21 protein-coding genes and 1 tRNA gene are annotated in these 15,807 nt (G+C 58.7%); 8 read left to right on the top strand and 14 right to left on the bottom strand.

Translation table 11 applies throughout. From position 1 onward, the window contains the following. Window positions 1–2: 2 nt before the first annotated feature. The 3 genes from AC2FFD_RS11185 to AC2FFD_RS11175 all read right to left on the bottom strand — a co-directional run bounded on the left by AC2FFD_RS11185 (window position 3) and on the right by AC2FFD_RS11175 (window position 4,519). Entirely contained in the window at window positions 3–2,003 is a 2,001-nt protein-coding gene (locus tag AC2FFD_RS11185; RefSeq protein ID WP_496873086.1) for a capsule polysaccharide biogenesis protein, read from the bottom strand. A gap of 3 nt (window positions 2,004–2,006) precedes the next feature. Continuing rightward, complete coding sequence (locus tag AC2FFD_RS11180) at window positions 2,007–3,116, bottom strand: polysaccharide biosynthesis/export family protein (RefSeq protein ID WP_257600439.1); 1,110 nt, start codon at window positions 3,114–3,116, stop codon at window positions 2,007–2,009. A gap of 104 nt (window positions 3,117–3,220) precedes the next feature. Further along, window positions 3,221–4,519, bottom strand: coding sequence for a capsule polysaccharide biogenesis protein (locus AC2FFD_RS11175; protein ID WP_496873085.1), 1,299 nt, complete (start codon window positions 4,517–4,519; stop codon window positions 3,221–3,223). A gap of 141 nt (window positions 4,520–4,660) precedes the next feature. Here AC2FFD_RS11175 and AC2FFD_RS11170 point away from each other — a divergent pair, with 141 nt between their 5' ends. The 5 genes from AC2FFD_RS11170 to AC2FFD_RS11150 all read left to right on the top strand — a co-directional run bounded on the left by AC2FFD_RS11170 (window position 4,661) and on the right by AC2FFD_RS11150 (window position 7,867). Further along, a complete protein-coding gene (locus tag AC2FFD_RS11170) occupies window positions 4,661–5,248 on the top strand; it encodes a riboflavin synthase (protein WP_480684643.1) in 588 nt (195 codons plus the stop codon). A gap of 99 nt (window positions 5,249–5,347) precedes the next feature. Continuing rightward, window positions 5,348–6,469: a 3,4-dihydroxy-2-butanone-4-phosphate synthase gene (ribB, locus tag AC2FFD_RS11165; protein ID WP_171119533.1), complete on the top strand. Its 1,122-nt coding sequence runs from the start codon at window positions 5,348–5,350 to the stop codon at window positions 6,467–6,469. Window positions 6,470–6,471: 2 nt separating this feature from the next. Continuing rightward, on the top strand, window positions 6,472–7,023 hold the full coding sequence (locus AC2FFD_RS11160; RefSeq protein ID WP_170346544.1) for a 6,7-dimethyl-8-ribityllumazine synthase: 552 nt from the start codon (window positions 6,472–6,474) through the stop codon (window positions 7,021–7,023). Continuing rightward, window positions 7,020–7,502: a transcription antitermination factor NusB gene (nusB, locus tag AC2FFD_RS11155; protein WP_171119535.1), complete on the top strand. Its 483-nt coding sequence runs from the start codon at window positions 7,020–7,022 to the stop codon at window positions 7,500–7,502. The genes AC2FFD_RS11160 and nusB overlap by 4 nt, the downstream gene beginning before the upstream one ends. Before the next feature lie 59 nt (window positions 7,503–7,561). Continuing rightward, window positions 7,562–7,867: a hypothetical protein gene (locus AC2FFD_RS11150; protein ID WP_170346546.1), complete on the top strand. Its 306-nt coding sequence runs from the start codon at window positions 7,562–7,564 to the stop codon at window positions 7,865–7,867. A gap of 214 nt (window positions 7,868–8,081) precedes the next feature. On the opposite strand, the gene AC2FFD_RS11145 is transcribed toward AC2FFD_RS11150, so the two are convergent. Beyond that, window positions 8,082–8,507: an SRPBCC family protein gene (locus tag AC2FFD_RS11145; RefSeq protein WP_171363161.1), complete on the bottom strand. Its 426-nt coding sequence runs from the start codon at window positions 8,505–8,507 to the stop codon at window positions 8,082–8,084. Next, on the bottom strand, window positions 8,500–8,823 hold the full coding sequence (locus tag AC2FFD_RS11140; RefSeq protein WP_170346548.1) for an ArsR/SmtB family transcription factor: 324 nt from the start codon (window positions 8,821–8,823) through the stop codon (window positions 8,500–8,502). Before AC2FFD_RS11140 ends, AC2FFD_RS11145 begins: the two co-directional genes overlap by 8 nt. Before the next feature lie 114 nt (window positions 8,824–8,937). Here AC2FFD_RS11140 and AC2FFD_RS11135 point away from each other — a divergent pair, with 114 nt between their 5' ends. Beyond that, on the top strand, window positions 8,938–9,369 hold the full coding sequence (locus AC2FFD_RS11135; RefSeq protein ID WP_496873084.1) for an MmcB family DNA repair protein: 432 nt from the start codon (window positions 8,938–8,940) through the stop codon (window positions 9,367–9,369). A 2-nt stretch (window positions 9,370–9,371) separates the two neighbouring features. Here AC2FFD_RS11135 and AC2FFD_RS11130 read toward each other — a convergent pair whose 3' ends face one another. Beyond that, entirely contained in the window at window positions 9,372–9,560 is a 189-nt protein-coding gene (locus AC2FFD_RS11130; protein WP_117869403.1) for a DUF6324 family protein, read from the bottom strand. Between the two features lie 77 nt (window positions 9,561–9,637). Here AC2FFD_RS11130 and AC2FFD_RS11125 point away from each other — a divergent pair, with 77 nt between their 5' ends. Together AC2FFD_RS11125 and AC2FFD_RS11120 are read left to right on the top strand one after the other, a co-directional pair. Further along, the gene (locus tag AC2FFD_RS11125) at window positions 9,638–10,120 is read left to right on the top strand and encodes a GNAT family N-acetyltransferase (protein ID WP_170346550.1); all 483 of its coding nucleotides are present in this window, start codon (window positions 9,638–9,640) and stop codon (window positions 10,118–10,120) included. Window positions 10,121–10,167: 47 nt separating this feature from the next. After that, window positions 10,168–10,244: transfer RNA gene (locus tag AC2FFD_RS11120), tRNA-His, on the top strand. Between the two features lie 94 nt (window positions 10,245–10,338). Here the strand turns inward: AC2FFD_RS11120 and AC2FFD_RS11115 are convergent. The 8 genes from AC2FFD_RS11115 to AC2FFD_RS11080 all read right to left on the bottom strand — a co-directional run bounded on the left by AC2FFD_RS11115 (window position 10,339) and on the right by AC2FFD_RS11080 (window position 15,784). Further along, a complete protein-coding gene (locus AC2FFD_RS11115; RefSeq protein ID WP_170346551.1) occupies window positions 10,339–11,145 on the bottom strand; it encodes an ABC transporter permease in 807 nt (268 codons plus the stop codon). Then, on the bottom strand, window positions 11,142–12,029 hold the full coding sequence (locus tag AC2FFD_RS11110) for an ABC transporter permease (RefSeq protein ID WP_257600833.1): 888 nt from the start codon (window positions 12,027–12,029) through the stop codon (window positions 11,142–11,144). Before AC2FFD_RS11110 ends, AC2FFD_RS11115 begins: the two co-directional genes overlap by 4 nt. 81 nt (window positions 12,030–12,110) lie before the next feature. After that, window positions 12,111–12,860, bottom strand: a complete 750-nt coding sequence (locus tag AC2FFD_RS11105; RefSeq protein ID WP_152457566.1) for a transporter substrate-binding domain-containing protein — start codon at window positions 12,858–12,860, stop codon at window positions 12,111–12,113. 33 nt (window positions 12,861–12,893) lie between these two features. Further along, complete coding sequence (locus tag AC2FFD_RS11100; protein WP_170346552.1) at window positions 12,894–13,670, bottom strand: ABC transporter ATP-binding protein; 777 nt, start codon at window positions 13,668–13,670, stop codon at window positions 12,894–12,896. 109 nt (window positions 13,671–13,779) lie between these two features. Beyond that, on the bottom strand, window positions 13,780–14,547 hold the full coding sequence (locus tag AC2FFD_RS11095; protein WP_496873083.1) for a phosphate/phosphite/phosphonate ABC transporter substrate-binding protein: 768 nt from the start codon (window positions 14,545–14,547) through the stop codon (window positions 13,780–13,782). Continuing rightward, a complete protein-coding gene (locus AC2FFD_RS11090; protein WP_496873082.1) occupies window positions 14,544–14,981 on the bottom strand; it encodes a tellurite resistance TerB family protein in 438 nt (145 codons plus the stop codon). Before AC2FFD_RS11090 ends, AC2FFD_RS11095 begins: the two co-directional genes overlap by 4 nt. A gap of 20 nt (window positions 14,982–15,001) precedes the next feature. After that, complete coding sequence (locus AC2FFD_RS11085) at window positions 15,002–15,451, bottom strand: tellurite resistance TerB family protein (RefSeq protein WP_152457570.1); 450 nt, start codon at window positions 15,449–15,451, stop codon at window positions 15,002–15,004. A 42-nt stretch (window positions 15,452–15,493) separates the two neighbouring features. Further along, window positions 15,494–15,784 (bottom strand): DUF1330 domain-containing protein, encoded by a 291-nt coding sequence (locus AC2FFD_RS11080; RefSeq protein ID WP_425078016.1) that lies wholly within the window; start codon window positions 15,782–15,784, stop codon window positions 15,494–15,496. Window positions 15,785–15,807 lie beyond the last annotated feature (23 nt).

Below are 15,807 nucleotides of genomic sequence, written 5' to 3'. Positions count from 1 at the left end.
CGTCAACGCCAAAGATGAGCGTGCGTCGCGAACGCGCCCTGAAGCTTTGACAGAAACCGGTTGAACGGACCGGAAGGTGCCGAATACCCCAGCGCCAAGCGTTCAACAGCCACTTCGACAGGGCAGGGTTGTCTGGTGATCGGATCGAAATAGCGTGGATAGTCAATCAAGGTGGCGTGCACCAGGCCCATCAGCGACGGCCGTGCGCCTCGCCTGACGGGGACGGTATCCAGATCGGTGGTCAGGCCCCATCCCGCATAGAAGGGCGCGCCCAGGGTCGTGACCTTCACCCCGCGCAACAATGCCTCGAATCCCAACAGCGATGTCATCGTCCACACCTCGTCCACCTGCGTCAGCAACGAGGCGGGGTCAGTCCGGGTCACGACAAGGTCCGCAAGTGACTCTGCGTCTATCTGGCCATCCCGCAACCCGGCTTCGACATCAGGGTGCGGTTTGTAGATCAGGATTGCATCGGGGTTGGCCTCGCGCGCCTTTTGCAGCAGGTCCAGATTGCTGCGCACCGTGTTGGTGCCCAGCAGGATCGAGGCGTCATCTTCAACCTGTCCGGGTACCAGAATTCGGTGCCCATGGGGCAGAACCGGCGCGGATTGGCCCGTGTTGTATTTGCTCAAACCATCGGCCAGCAATCTCTCGACAAGCCGTTCAGCACGTAATTCCTGATCCGGGCGCAATGTTGCACGCTCGCCTATCAGGTTTTCCAACTGGCTGGGTTTTGTGGGGTCGTAGTAGATGCCGATTTCGTCGGTTACCAGGGATAGAGGCGGAACAAGTGCGGCCCCCAATCCGCGTGAACGCAAGAAACCGTCTTCCACACGAACGGCCCCTTCGGCGTCGCGCGCCTGACTGGCCCACACCATATGGGGGCGATCCGAGGTGTCGGGCTGTGTGGACGTAAAGCGCAACTTGCCATGTCGCCCGAAAATCTGCTGCATGTGCCTGCGTTTCCACAGACGCATGCCAGCGGCAGTCCAACCGTGCCTGTCCTGACGCCATGCGCGGGTCTGTGCCTCCAAAATGTCCAGAACCGTTTCCAGTTCGCACAGCTGATCGCGAAAGGGGTCGTACCAGGTCGGGTAAAGCAGCATCGCGGCCGCGAACAGTTGCGCGCGGGTCAGGTTGCCCTGTCGGCGTTGGACCGGGAATTCATCCTGCGTCAGGCCCCAACCGGCATAGAACGGTTGACCGAAAATGCGCGGTTTGTGACCGGCCAGGATTGCTTCAAAGCCCAGTTGCGACGACACGGTATAGACCGCAACGGCGCCGTCGAGCAGGGGCCAGGGGCTGATCGGTTTGTCAAACCACGTGACCCGGTCTGACAGGTCCTGATCGGTGAAATGCCCCTGACGATGACCCGCCATCGTTTCTGGATGTGTCTTGATCAGAATGCGCGCGCCGGGGTTTTCCTCCTGCGCGACCACGAGCATTTCAAGAAAACGGGCACGATCGGCACCGCTTGCCGTGACGGCGGCATCGCCAACCGTCTGGTCGACGACCAGTACATAACCGGGGTCGGGTGCGACAAGGTTGGGGTCAAACGCGGAATACTTGCTGAGGTGCAATTCCCGGACTCGCTCCATCGCGGCACGCGCGCGGTTCAGCAGCGCGGTGTCGTCCAGGGGATCGGTGTTCAGCAGCTTCTCAAGGTCGGAAGGTTCTGCTGTATCGAAATGCGGGCCTGAACGGTCCAGCAACAGGCCCAACGGGGGTTCACCGGCACGGCCCGGGTGCAGAGACCTGAGAAAGGCATCTTCGACCCGCAGAACCGGGGCATTGTGTTTTTCGGCGATGCGCAGGCCGCGATACGCGGTCGGGCTGTTGCCCCATACGCCCACGCAATCGCCATCCTTGGGAAGACCCAGACGAATGTCATATCCGGCAAGTGTCAGAATCCGTCTCAGGCGTTTTTGCGTAAGAAACCCGCCGTTGTAGACGAACAGTCGGGTGCGCTCGGCCCCGGCTGCGTTGTCCGGATCGGGTGCCATGCATCAGTTGCCGGTCAGCGTGGCGACGTTTGCGATGGGGGTCAGGCCACCAGCGATCAGCGAGATCGATTTGCTCCACTGTGCATAGGGTGCTTCGGTCACATAAATCGTATCATCGTCGCGGATCACGAAATCACGCGCGATGAACAGACCGTTGGGAGCCGTCAGATTCAGCAGGTAGATCATGCGTTGATCCCCCTTCAGGTCGGCGCGTCCCGTGATGCTGCGGGCGACGTCCTGGCGCTCTTTTCGCAGAATGAAAATGCCGGTTGGATCAGAGGACAGCGTCAGCAGACCACCGACCTGAGCCAATGCTTCCAGCGCAGACAGATCCTGGCTTTCAAAGGCGACGCGCGATTGGCCGCCTGTGGCACCTAGTGCGATGTATGATCTGCTGTCTTCTTCCACCAAAATGCGGTCTCCGCCACGCAATGCGACGTCCAGTTTCGGGTTGCGGAACAGGTCTTCGTACCAGACGGTGCCCTTTTGATCCCCTCGGATCAGAGTCACCAACGCGATATCTGACGCTACAGAAACCCCGCCCGCCTGAGACAGCATGCCAAGCAGGGAACGGGTTGGGCGTTCGATCGGATAGATGCCTGGGGATGCGACAGTTCCCGTAAGCGAGACGGTGGAACCGTCACCCGCAACACGCCGCACTTCGATCTGTGGGTCCGGTGTCTGTTCCCGCAGCTTGTTCGTGATCAAAACGCGAAGCTGTTCCGGCGTGTTTCCCGCGGCCCGGATCCGACCCGCGTAGGGGACGAAAATGAACCCATCGCTGTCGACCTGAACTTCATCCAGGGCGGTTGCCGTACCGGTTTCGCCGGATAGCAACCCGTCGTCCACGTTTTCCCATATGGTCAGGCCCAGCACGTCGCCGGGGCGAACAGTGTCGGCGGTCAAGGCCTGGGCGCTGCTGAACGAGGAAGAAAAGCCAAACTGAGGCACGGCGGATGTAAGGCGTGTCACGCGGTCATCGACTTCGACGACAAACGCGTTGCCGCCATTCTGGACCGCACCAGCCAGAATTTCGGTCTTGTTCGGCCCGGATTTCGGAAGTTGGCAGGCCGCCATCAAGCCGATTGCGGCCACAAGGGAAACCCCCCGCATCCATCGCTTAGGAGAGAATTGCACTGCCGGATATCCTCAGTCTTTTGTTGTTGCGGCGAGATTAGCCGGTAAACAGCTCAACTTCCAGTCACAGAGCGCCCGAACTACTCGACGATTTTCAACTGTGGCGTCGGTGCCTCGTTCTTGTTCAGAAGGGCCTGATAAGGGTCGCTGCTGCTGAGCATCATGTCCACGGCGCGGCGCAACAACTGCCGACGGCCGCGCCGGGAATAAAAACCGCCCGGCACCTGGCTGGTTTCCAGCAGGAATTGCCGGTAACAGCGATAGGCGTCGACATCCGGCGCGTCTGGCTCAGCAAAAAAAGCGGCGATCGACTGCTGTGATACGAAGTCGGTCTTGTCATAAACCGAACGCCCGAAAATACGCAACGGAATACCCCGCCACAAGACCTGCTGCCCCGCAGTGGAATTCACGGTGACGGCCGAATTTGCCTCATCCAGCAAACCTGCCAGTTTTCCGCCGGGGACATAGTGAACACGGGCCTGGACCCCGTGTTTCCTGGCAATCTCCATGGCGCGCAGGTGCAATGGTTCACGGTGGTTTTCCAATGGGTGCTCTTTCACGACCAGCCTGTGATGCGCCGGTGCGCCTTGCGCGAATCCTGCGATGACCAGTTCCAGAAAATCGGACATGCAGGCGAATTCGGAATGGGCCTGAACCGAACTGTCATGCCCGAGTTGCAGCAGCACGAGGTGATACGGGAAGCCCCCCCATCTGACGCGCGCCGTGGCCACGCTGCGTTGCAGGCGATGAACAGGCATCAACATCAGGCGTTTGAAATACAACCGGAATTCCTGTGAAACCGGCAGATCACGATGAGGCCGGAAATTGCGGTATCTCTTGTTCAGGAACATGACGAACCAATGATAGAGGGCACCGTAGAAGATGTGTTGCCGCATATCCCCCCAATGTGACGGAGGCGGCGGTGCTTTGCTGTCCGACTGGGCCAGAGCCTGCCGCATCCGGTCCACATCCAATGACATCAGGCGCGAGTGCCCGTTTGATCCATCCCGCTCGTACGTGACCCACCAGGGCCGCAGGTAGCCTTCTTCGAAAACATGAATTGTCAGCCCACGCGACTTCGCAATCTCAACTGCGCGGGCGTGGACCGGTCTCGTGTCGCCATAAAGAACGATATCCGTGACGCCCTTGTCGGCAATCAATCTGTTCAATGTCTCGGGCCAATCGCCGGGCGTGTTCCGGAATGCGATGAAACTTGCCTTGTCGAACCAGAACGCCTGATCGCCCGCATTGAAGCCAACCCGCCAGACCTGTGCCCCCGTGGCGCGCAACATCTGCCCGAGTGACGAGAAAAACGGCCCGTGAGGTCCCTGAAGGAACAGAAAGACCCGTTTATCTGAGCCTGAAGGCATTTGCGGCATCTGGACTGCTCTTTTGGTTTTTGTTGCGGAAACTATGCCTGTTTGGGCCTGGTACGGCAAGGCGGGGCTTGCCCGCGCGGCCCATTGGGCTTACCTCGACTTTGAAAAGCAGGCACAGGTTAGGAACTGAGGGTTAACGGAATGTTCACAGGTATCGTCACCGACATCGGCACCGTCACCGAGCTGGAACAGCAGGGGGATCTGCGCGCCCGGATCAGGACGGCCTATGACACGGCCAGTATCGATATTGGTGCTTCGATCGCCAGTGATGGTGTGTGTCTGACGGTGATCGCGCTGGGCGACGATTGGTATGATGTTCAGATCAGCGCCGAGACGGTTTCGAAGACCAACCTTGATACATGGGCCGTCGGCAAACGTGTCAATCTGGAGCGTGCGCTGAAAGTCGGCGATGAACTGGGCGGTCACATCGTTTCGGGTCATGTGGATGGCGTGGCCGAAGTGGTCGCGGTCGAGGATGAAGGCGACAGCACACGTGTCACCTTGCGCACGCCGAAGGAACTGGCCCGTTTCATAGCGCCCAAAGGGTCGGTTGCGTTGAACGGGACATCGCTGACGGTGAATGACGTGAGTGATTGCGAGTTTGGCATCAATTTCATCCCTCACACCAAGGAAGTCACGACCTGGGGCGATGTCGGTGTGGGCGATCGCGTCAATCTTGAGATCGATACGCTGGCCCGGTACGTCGCGCGTCTGGCCGAGATGTCCTGATACGTCGCGTCGGAAAGCACCTGCGCCGTTTGTGGACTGGTCTTTGCGCCCTCAGTGGTCTATTCCGCCGAGCAAACCCGCCATGTGAAAGGCTGCCCCATGAGCTTTGAAACCCCCGGACCGGTCGAGGCCCAGTTGCGTGACGCGATCAGCCCGATCGAAGAAATCATCGAAGAAGCGCGCGCAGGCCGGATGTACATTCTGGTCGATCACGAAGATCGTGAAAACGAAGGCGATCTGGTGATCCCGGCCGAGTTTGCGGATGCCGAGGCGATCAACTTCATGGCCACCCATGGGCGCGGTCTGATCTGTTTGCCGATGACGGCGGAACGGATAGATGCGCTGGGGCTGCCGATGATGGCCGTGAACAACTCGTCCCGCCACGAGACGGCCTTTACGGTTTCGATTGAGGCGCGCGAAGGTGTCAGCACCGGGATTTCAGCCGCCGACCGGGCGCTGACCGTGGCGACCGCGATAAATGAACAGAATACGATGGCGCATATCGCCACCCCGGGCCATGTCTTCCCGTTGCGGGCAAAGCGTGGCGGGGTGCTGGTGCGCGCAGGCCATACCGAGGCCGCCGTGGATATCTCGCGCCTTGCCGGGCTGAACCCGTCAGGCGTGATCTGCGAGATCATGAATGAAGACGGAACCATGGCGCGCCTGCCGGATCTGGTCGAGTTCGCCAAAAAGCACAACATGAAAATCGGCACGATCAGCGACCTGATCAGCTATCGGGCGCGCAATGACAATCTGGTTGTCGAGACCTCGCGTCAAACAGTCACCTCGGAATACGGCGGTGAGTGGGAAATGCGGATTTTCACCGATCAGACCCACGGCATTGAACATGTTGTCATGATCAAAGGTGACATCACCACGCCCGAGCCCGTTCTGACGCGTACACACGCCCTGCACGAAGCGCCGGATATCCTGGGGCTTGGCCCGAAATCATCCCGCGAGCTACCGCGCGCGATGGAAAAGATCGCCGAGGAGGGCCGCGGTGTGGTCTGCCTGTTCCGCCAGCCGCGCAACTCGTTGTATGCGGTCGAGGATGAAGGCCCGCGCACCATCAAGCAAACCGGTCTGGGGGCGCAGATCCTGTCCAAGATGGGGATTCAGGAACTGGTGCTTCTGACCGACTCTCCTGAAACGGTGTATCTTGGGCTGGACGCGTTTGGCCTGTCCATCGTCGGCACCCGCTCGATTCTGAAGGAAGACTGAACATGGCTGAACAAGACAAACACGGAATTCTGCCGACACCCAGCTTCGACAAGCCGGTGAAACTGCTGATCGTGGCGGCTCCGTTCTACCGCTCGATCGCCGACAACCTGATTGCGGGTGCCACGGCCGAGATCGAAGCGGCTGGCGGCACCTGCGAAGTGGTCGAAGTGCCCGGAGCGCTGGAAATTCCCACAGCCATCGCCATGGCCGACCGACAGTGCAACTTTGACGGCTATGTCGCGCTGGGCTGCGTCATTCGCGGTGAGACCACGCATTACGAGACCGTCTGCAACGATTCCAGCCGCGCGATCCAACTGCTGGGCCTACAGGGGCTGTGCATCGGCAACGGCATCCTGACGGTTGAGAATGACGAGCAGGCCGAAGTCCGCGCCAATCCCGAAAAGATGAATAAAGGGGGCGGCGCGGCTGCTGCGGCCTTGCATCTGATCGCGCTCAGCCGTAAGTGGGGCGCTTCGAAAAAGGGCGTCGGATTCAAGCCGCCGTCCGAGTCCATCCTGGTGGCGGGCGACAACAACGGACCCACGACAGCATGACCCAGACAGACACGCCGAAACCGGCAAACAGGAAACGCCTGATGAAATCCGCCGCGCGGCTTTATGCCGTGCAGGCGCTGTTCCAGATGGAGCAGTCGGGCCAGACGACCGAGCAGGTGGTCAACGAGTTTCTGGACCATCGGTTCGGCGCGGTCTACGAGGGTGACGAGATGCTTGAGGGCGACAGCACGCTGTTCCGCAAGCTGGTGGATGACGCGGTGAACTATCAGGCGCCGATCGACCAGATGACCGACCGCGCGCTGGTGGCGAAATGGCCGATCGCGCGCATCGACCCGACCCTGCGCGCGCTGTTTCGCGCGGCGGGTGCGGAACTGACCCAAAGCGGCACACCGCCCAAGGTGGTGATCACCGAGTTTGTCGATGTGGCACGTGCCTTTTTCCCTGAGGGTAAAGAACCAAAATTCGTCAATGCCGTGCTGGATCACATGGCGCGCGAGGCCCAGCCCGAGGCGTTCTGACACGTTTACCTGAACCAGACATGCGCTAGCATAGGCAACGAAGCGCAAGGAGGTTCGCCATGCCCAAACTGATCCGCCTGTATATCACGCAAGTCGCCTGGGGTTTTGTCATTTCGGCCGTGTTTGTCGGGGTGCTCTTGGCGCTGAATGTCGCGAATCTTCGGCACCTGATCACCGGGTCGGAAATCGGCCTGATCGCGTTGGTGATGATCTGGTTCATGAACGGTATCGTCTTTGCCGGCGTTCAGTTCGCGTACAAGATCATGAGCATGGCGGAAAAGCCGCAGGGGCCACGTCGGGGAACACCGGTCGCACACAGTTTCGAGCCGGCAGCCGTGAAACAGGAAGCCCACGCAGGGCGCTGATATTTCAGGGAAAGTGCGGCGGGACCACCAGTCAACCGTGCGGTTTGATTCCCGAGGACCTGTATGTACAGGTGGGCGCCGGGTAATCAGGCCAGGACCTGAACAGAGCCAGCCCCCTCGGAATTGCTTAAGGCCACCAGAATGCTACCTGTCACAAGAAGGGCAGAACCCGCCACGCGCTTAAGTAGGGTGTCTGACGGGTTCGCGCAAGAGGTCAGGCGTCAACAGTTTCGTGCAATGCCACACGCAACTTGCCGAAATGTTCGTCCCATCCTTTGTCCAGGGCCAGGATCAGATCAAACGCTGCGACACCTTGCGGTAATCCTTCGTGCACAAGCTCAAGACGTGTGCCGCCCAAGACCGGCTCCAATGTCCATTTGACCACGCTTACAGCGTCTCCCATCGGTTTGACGGTAAAGGTGTGTTCAAGGTATTTCGGGGGGCGGGCGACACGGACCTCTCCCCAGATCAACAAGTCGCCGCTTGTTGTGCCGAACATCTCAAGCTTCTGACCTTCTGCCAGTGTTCTTTCAGGTTTGTGGAACCATTCCGCCAGATGCTCAGGTTCCGTCAGATAGGCCCAAACGGTTTCCGGTTCCGCCCTGAGGAAGATCGATTTCTTCAATACGGCATCAGTCATTTTGTTTCCTTTCAATGGCTTCCTTGAGAGAGTTGAGGCGGTCGTCCCAGAACTGGTCAAAATAGCTGAGCCAATCGAGCACCGGGGCCATACCCTGTGGTTCAAGTCGATTGATGCGTTCCCGGCCGCGCGCTTCGACTGTGATCAATCCACCGTCGGACAGAACCGTCAGGTGCTTTTTGACCGCAGCCCGGGTCATGTCGAACCGGTCGGTCAACTGCCCGATCGTCATGTCCTGTGACGAGAGCAGTCGCACGATGTTCCGGCGTGTGGGATCGGCCAGCGCGCGAAATGCGTTTTGAGTTTGGTTCTCCATAAGCAACCCCAGAAATAATACCTTTTGGTGTCACATTAATGCGATACCAGAAGGTACTGTGTCAAGGTGCAAAGATACTTTACTTTTGTTCGCTAATTGTTCACATTTTCAGCTATGACTTTGGATCTGCAACCTGGACAGAGACTGGCACGTGGCGTCGCGCGGCATCTTTCGGCGCATGGCTTTGTTTCCGTAGAGGAATTCGTGCCTGCGCGCGGATTGCGCGTAGATGTCATGGGGCTGGGGCCCAAGGGTGAGCTGTGGGTGATCGAATGCAAATCCAGCCGCGCCGATTATCAGTCGGATTCGAAATGGCAGGGCTATTTGGAATGGTGCGACCGATTCTTCTGGGCCGTCGATACAGAATTCCCGACCGATCTGTTGCCTGATGAAACAGGCCTGATCATCGCCGATGCCTATGATGCGGAAATCGTGCGCATGGCACCCGAGGACAAAATCGCACCGGCGCGGCGCAAGAAGATGATCCAGAAATTTGCAACGGATGTCGCGCGCCGCCTGCATGCGCTACGGGATCCCAGACTGTAAGATCAGCCTTTGACGGCGAGGGCGGCTTGTATCGCGGCGCGAATTTCGTCGGCGATTTCTTCTGCTTCTTCCGGGTCAAAATCCATCGGTATTTCGATGCCGTCAGCTTCGATGAACAGGCGGACCATACCCTGATCGGTCGGACCGATTTGCAGGTTTGCCTGAATGTCGCGTTCGGTATTGATGCCCATCTGTGCCTCCGAGACTGAGCGTTCCTGCTAGCGCGCACGGGGTTGAGAATCAAGTCACCTTTGCGGTCAGATGAGACATGGAAGACGCCGTTCTCAGATCCTTTCGCCCCGATGACGCCGCGTGGCTGGTTGAGCAGCACGGTCTGCTTTATGCGCGCGACGAAGGGTTTGATGACAGCTTTGCCCCCTTGGTGGCCAGCATCCTTGATGATTTCATGGACAGCAGTGACCCCGAGCTTGAAAGAGGCTGGATCGCGGAACGGGAAGGGCAACGTCTGGGCAGTATTTTTTGCGTTTCTGTTGATCGAAATACCGCCAAGCTGCGGCTGTTTCTGCTTGTCCCGAAAGCACGAGGGCTGGGGCTGGGAAAGCGCCTGCTGCAAGCGTGTACTGCCTTCGCGCGCGAGGCAGGATACCGGGAAATGGTCCTTTGGACGCATGAAAGCCATACCGCCGCATGCGCTCTGTACAAGGCGTCTGGCTGGGAGCTGATGGACAGCAAAGCGGTGCATTCCTTCGGTGTCGATCTTGTCGAACAAAGCTGGAAATTTCGGCTTTAATCCTCTTGCATTCCGCGGGCGTGTTCGGTACATCGCCCCTCACGAGTGCCGCCTTAGCTCAGTTGGTTAGAGCGCTGGATTGTGGATCCAGAGGTCCCCTGTTCAAGCCAGGGAGGCGGTACCACTTCCCCCCCTTTGAATGTGCGGAAAAGCGCGCGGGCGCGCGGTGATTGGCGTTGATTTGGTTTGGTGTCCAGACGTGGCTGGCGCGCCGAAACTCAGCGCGCCAGGTTCAGTTTGAACCGCATCTTGGCCCGTTTTGCGACTGGCAGGTGCCGGTTCAGGCGTTTGTTGATCAGGCCAAAGCCTCCGACGATCACCAGCGTCAGCAGGATGAAATAGAACGCCAGTATCGGGTACGGGATGAACGGGTTGAACGTTTTGTCCGCAAAGTAACTGGCGTAATACAGGGCGTCTCCGCGTTGCTGCCATGCCGGGAAGGCTGAAAAGAAGACCAGCGTTGTTGCGTGGAAGAGAAAGATTGCTTCGTTTGTGTAGGCAGGCCAGGCAAGCCGCAACATGGTGGGCCAGACGATCCGTCGAAAACGGGCCCAGCCTGACATGCCATAGGCATCCGCAGCTTCGATATCGCCCTTGGGAATGGACCTTAGCGCGCCATAGAAAATCTCGCCCGTATAGGCCGCGGTGTTGAGGAACAACACGATCAGCGCCCCAAGCCAGGCCGAGGTGAAAGCGTCGAACATCGGGTTGGATTTCTTCAGCGACAGGAACAGGAAATAGGCGAAGAAAAACTGGATAAACAAGGGCGAGCCGCGGAACAGGAAGATAAACCATTCCGAAGGCTTGCGGAGCCATTTGTTGCTGGATGCCTTACCTACTGCGAGGGCGGTGGCCAGGAAGAACCCGGTCGCCAGAGCCATGATCCCGAAATAGACATTCCAGATCATGCCCGACCCGATCAGTGTGAACTGTTCGCACAGGGTGAAGTCACTTTTGGGCAGCAGACGCTCGCCGATACCCAGGGACCGCAGGCCATAGTCTTGAATGGTTTGCAAGCAGCTCATGCCGTGGTCTCCTTGCGCAGAAGCTCGCCGCCTGATGTGGCCTGTCCGTGGGACAGCCGCCTCATCAGCTTCTCCAGCCCAAGTTCAGACATGCGCGTCATGCCGAGGTAGAAGACAAGCAGGAACAGGAAGTACCACATGCGCCAGTCGCCATGCGGATACTGGGTAAACTTGGACGTCTTGGTGCCGCCAAGTTCGCGGGCCCAATAGACGATGTCTTCGATACCCAGCAGGAACAGCAGCGGCGTGGCCTTGATAAGAACCATCCAAAGGTTCGACAAGCCAGGCAGGGCATAGACCCACATCTGCGGCACAAGGATGCGCCAGAAAGTCTGGCGACGGGACATGCCATATGCTTCGGCGGTTTCAAGCTGCGCGTGGGGCACGGCGCGCATTCCACCAAAAAGTACGTTCGCGGCAAACGCGCCGAAAACGATTGAGAAAGTAATAACAGCCAGGAAAAAGCCGTAGGTTTCATGCATCCATTCCGGTGCGGTCCCCAATGGCAGCTTGGCCGCCTGACAGACGATAAAATCATTTCCCTGACGGATCGGGTCGGTCCATTCAGGGCACAGGATCTTATGCCGAGTCCATTCGAACGCCTGGTCCAAAGCTATCACGAAAAACAGGAAGAAGGCGATGTCCGGAACACCGCGCACAACGGCAATATATCCTTTACCCAGCCAGCTCAGAGGTGGGAAATGTGATCGGGCGGCCATTGCGCCCATAAAGCCAAACGCCAATGCAACCGGCGCGGTCACCGCCAGCAATCCCAACACCTTGAGGAAGGACAGGTAGAAGGACCAGTGCACGCCGTTGGTCAGGTAGCAGGAGAACCAGCGGAATGTTCCGAGCGTGTCAGGGTCAGCGCAATAGGAAAACATGGAGCGTCTTTCGAACGTCATACCCGGATTTCAACCGGGCAGGGTTCGGCGCGACGGACGCGCCGAACCGCTTGATACGGATTAGTTTGTAACGACCGAACCGTCAGCGTTGTAGGTCGGAACGCCTTCGCCGAACCACTTGATGATCAGTTCGTTCAACGAACCGTCCGCTTTCATCGAGGTGATCGCCTCGTCGAACTTTCCGCGCAGTTCGCCATCCGATTCACGGATGCCCAGTCCGATGCCACCGCCCAGCGGAACGTCATCACCAACGAAGACCAGCTCTCCGGCGGATTCTTCGACGATCGGCACCAGGAAGTCCTTGTCGGCAAACACGGCATCGGCTTCACCGTTGCGGACGGCAGCGATGGTTTCTTCCGGAGTCGCAAACTCGACCAGTGTCGCGCCCGACTCGGCTACGTGGCCTGCCTGAATGGTGGCGGTCTGTGCGGCAACGACGCCGGTGGTGACATCAACATCCTCGGACGCACCGACATATGCCGAAGCCGCAGGCGGGAAGTAGTTCTGGGTGAAGTCGATGACTTCGTCACGTTCGTCAGTGATCGACATGCCCGCGATGATGGTGTCGTAGTTGCCCGAGACCAGGTTCGGAATGATCGAATCCCAGTCGTTCTTGACCCATTCACATTCCAGGTTCGCGCGCTTGCACAGTTCGTCGCCGACTTCACGCTCGAAGCCGTCGATTTCGCCCGCATCATTGATGAAGTTGTACGGAGGGTAGGCGCCCTCGGTCCCCATGCGGACCGTGTCGGCCATGGCGATACCGGCGGTCAGCGCCAGTGCGGCAGTGGACAGAATCAGATTTTTCATTGGTTGCTCCCCAGTTTGGTTCTGTTTTTGAAGTTAAGCCGCCTGAGTGGCGGAGAGAAAACCCCGAAGCCGTTCGGATTCAGGAGATGTAAAGATATCTTCCGGCGTGCCTTCTTCCTCGATCAGGCCCTGGTGCAGGAACACCACGTGGCTTGAGATGTCGGCGGCCATTTTCATGTCATGCGTCACGATGATCATGGTGCGCCCTTCGGCGGCCAGGTCCTTGATCACCTTGATCACTTCCTGTTCCAGCTCGGGATCCAGTGCCGAAGTGGGCTCATCGAACAGCAGGGCTTCGGGTTCCATGCACAGGCCGCGGGCGATGGCGGCGCGCTGTTGTTGTCCCCCGGACAATTGCGCCGGATAAGCGTCGCATTTGTCGCCGATGCCAACCTTGTCCAGATACTTGCGCGCGCTGTCTTCCACCTCGGCCCTGTCGCGCCCCAGAACGGTCACTGGGGCCTCCATCACATTTTGCAGGATGGTCATATGCGCCCACAGATTGAACTGTTGAAACACCATCGACAGGTTGGTGCGTATGCGCAGGACCTGTTTGGGGTCGGCAGGACGGCGCCCGTGCTTTTCCCCGGACCATTTGACAGGCTCACCCTTGAAAAGGATTTCGCCCTGCTGGCTGTCTTCAAGAAGGTTGCAGCACCGCAGAAGCGTCGACTTTCCGGACCCGGACGACCCAATCAATGATACCACGTCACCGCGATGTGCCGTGATATCGACCCCTTTCAACACCTCTAGATTCCCGAAGCTTTTGTGAAGGTCTTTGATTTCGATGACGGGGGCAGTTTCTGTCACGGGCAGTCCAGTGGTTGGTGGTGTTGGTGCGGTACTAGGACCGAAAAAAAAGGTCAATGCAATGCGCAAATGACAGAATCGAGCGGAGAAACACCCAAATTGGCCAGAATCAGTCGACAAATCGGGCAGTCGCTGATCCGCCATCTTCGGGAGAAGGCGGAGTGGGCACAGCCAAGTAGTGCGCCGCGGGAATGTCGATCAACCCGCGTATATGCAGCAATCGTTGATCATCGTCGCAAAGCTGGTCAATCGCGGCCCGTACAGCGCCCGCAATGACCTGCGGATTCCGACCCATCGACGTTATGTAGGGAAGGGTCGGAGTCGGAGTCGTTCTTGCCAGTTCGCGCAGTTTGGTCCCCAGATTGGTGTGTTGTTGCAGCATCAGCCATGTCAGTATGTCCAGCGCGGCAAAGTCGGCTTTGCCGTCTGCGACGGCTTGGGCGGACAGCGCATGCCCGCCGGTTTCCAACAGTCCGGCGGGGCGCAGGTTTGCCTGGGCCATATGTGTAATCGGGGCTGCCCAGCCGGATTGGGACAAGCCCTCATTATACGCGAACACGCCTGTGCTCAGCCCCGCCAGATCCCGGTCGTCGTCATGCCGCGCCACAAAGACCGAGCAATAATAGCCGGGGGGACATCCGGGCAGGCCATAGTCCGGGGTGCCAACCAGTTGCACGTCACCGTGCAATCGGGTTCGAAACGGCATGCCACAGGTTTGGGCCAGAACCAGGTTCGGGGCTCGCCAGACCTCCCACACATCTTTATCGCGGGTAAGGGTTTGGGGGCCTGATCCAAGTTCGGCGCGAATCAATCCCCAGAACCTGTCATTGGCGGCTTGCAGGGAGGGCATGTCATACATGCCCAGCATGGCAATCACGATTTTGCAGCCTTTTGCCGTGCCAAAGCGGAATCCACGTCACTTACGCCCAGAAGACTGACCACCAGGCGCAGCAGCGAATCTTCCTCGCTGGTGCGGTGCCCATCGGCCAAAGCCACGGACCACAGCGCCTGAACGACCGCCAAGCGGTCTTCATAAGCAACCGCCTCTTTGATGGCTCGGGTAAAGCGGACGGTTTCCGGGGCCTCGGCCTCAAGATCTTCGGCGCGGGTGCGCAGGGCGGCGCTTTCGAACGGCGACAGGCCATAGCGTTGCGCCGAGATTCGGTCGATACGGGCCATTTCGGAATCGGAATAGTCATTGTCGGACCGCGCCAGTCGCACCAACAGGGCCGTCAGGGCAAGGCGGGCGTCATCGTCGACAAGAGGATCGGGCTGAGGCTGCGTAAGCCTGGAAAGAAACTCACTGAACATGCGTTAGATATAGCGAGCGCCTAACTCACATCCAAGCGGCTTTGAACGCGTTCACGTGCGGCCTTGCTGTCATTGAAGCTCAACCCCATGGCAACGCGGGCTTCCTCGACGATTTTCACCTCGCCTTCGTCGGTGTTTCCATCTGCCAGGACAACTTCCCACAGCGCATCCAGTGCCGCCAGGCGTTCCTTCAGATCCGTGGTCTCGCGGATCAGCTTGCCGAAGGTATCGGTATCCGGCGCGGCCGCGTGAAGCTTTTCGCAAGTGGCGCGCACCTTGGCTGCTTCGATCGCGTTATGCTGGTAAAGACGGGCGAGGATTTTGTCGATCAGGCGGATCTCTTCCAGCTTGTAGTCCCGATCAGCCTGCGCCACGCGCACCATGAGCGCGCCCAGAGCAAGTTCGGCATCCGGGTCCGGAAGATGTTCATGCTGGGGCGGTCTGAGCGCCTGAAGGAACTTTTTCAACATGGCGAAAGGTTATTCCATATTTTGTGGTGCGCCAAGCGTAGTCTACCCGTCATAGCCCTGAATGATCACAAGATCGCCCATCGAGACCGGGGCGCGCAGTGCTTTGGCTTTCTGGTATGCTTCGCTTTCGTAACAGGCAAGCGCATCCTCATAGCTGGGAAATTCGATCACGACGGTCCGGGCGCGCGCTGCGCCTTCCTTCACTTCGCGTTCTCCACCGCGCGCCAGAAAGCGCGCACCGTAAGCTGCAAAGGGTTCTGCATTTGCAGCAATGTAGGTCTTGTATGTGTCCATGTCGTCCACATCGACATGTGCAACCCAATAGCCTTTCATCGGGCTTGCCTCCTGTTCGGTTT

The organism is Ruegeria sp. YTSC002, assembly GCF_059609845.1.
This window is presented reverse-complemented; position numbering and strand designations above follow the sequence as displayed.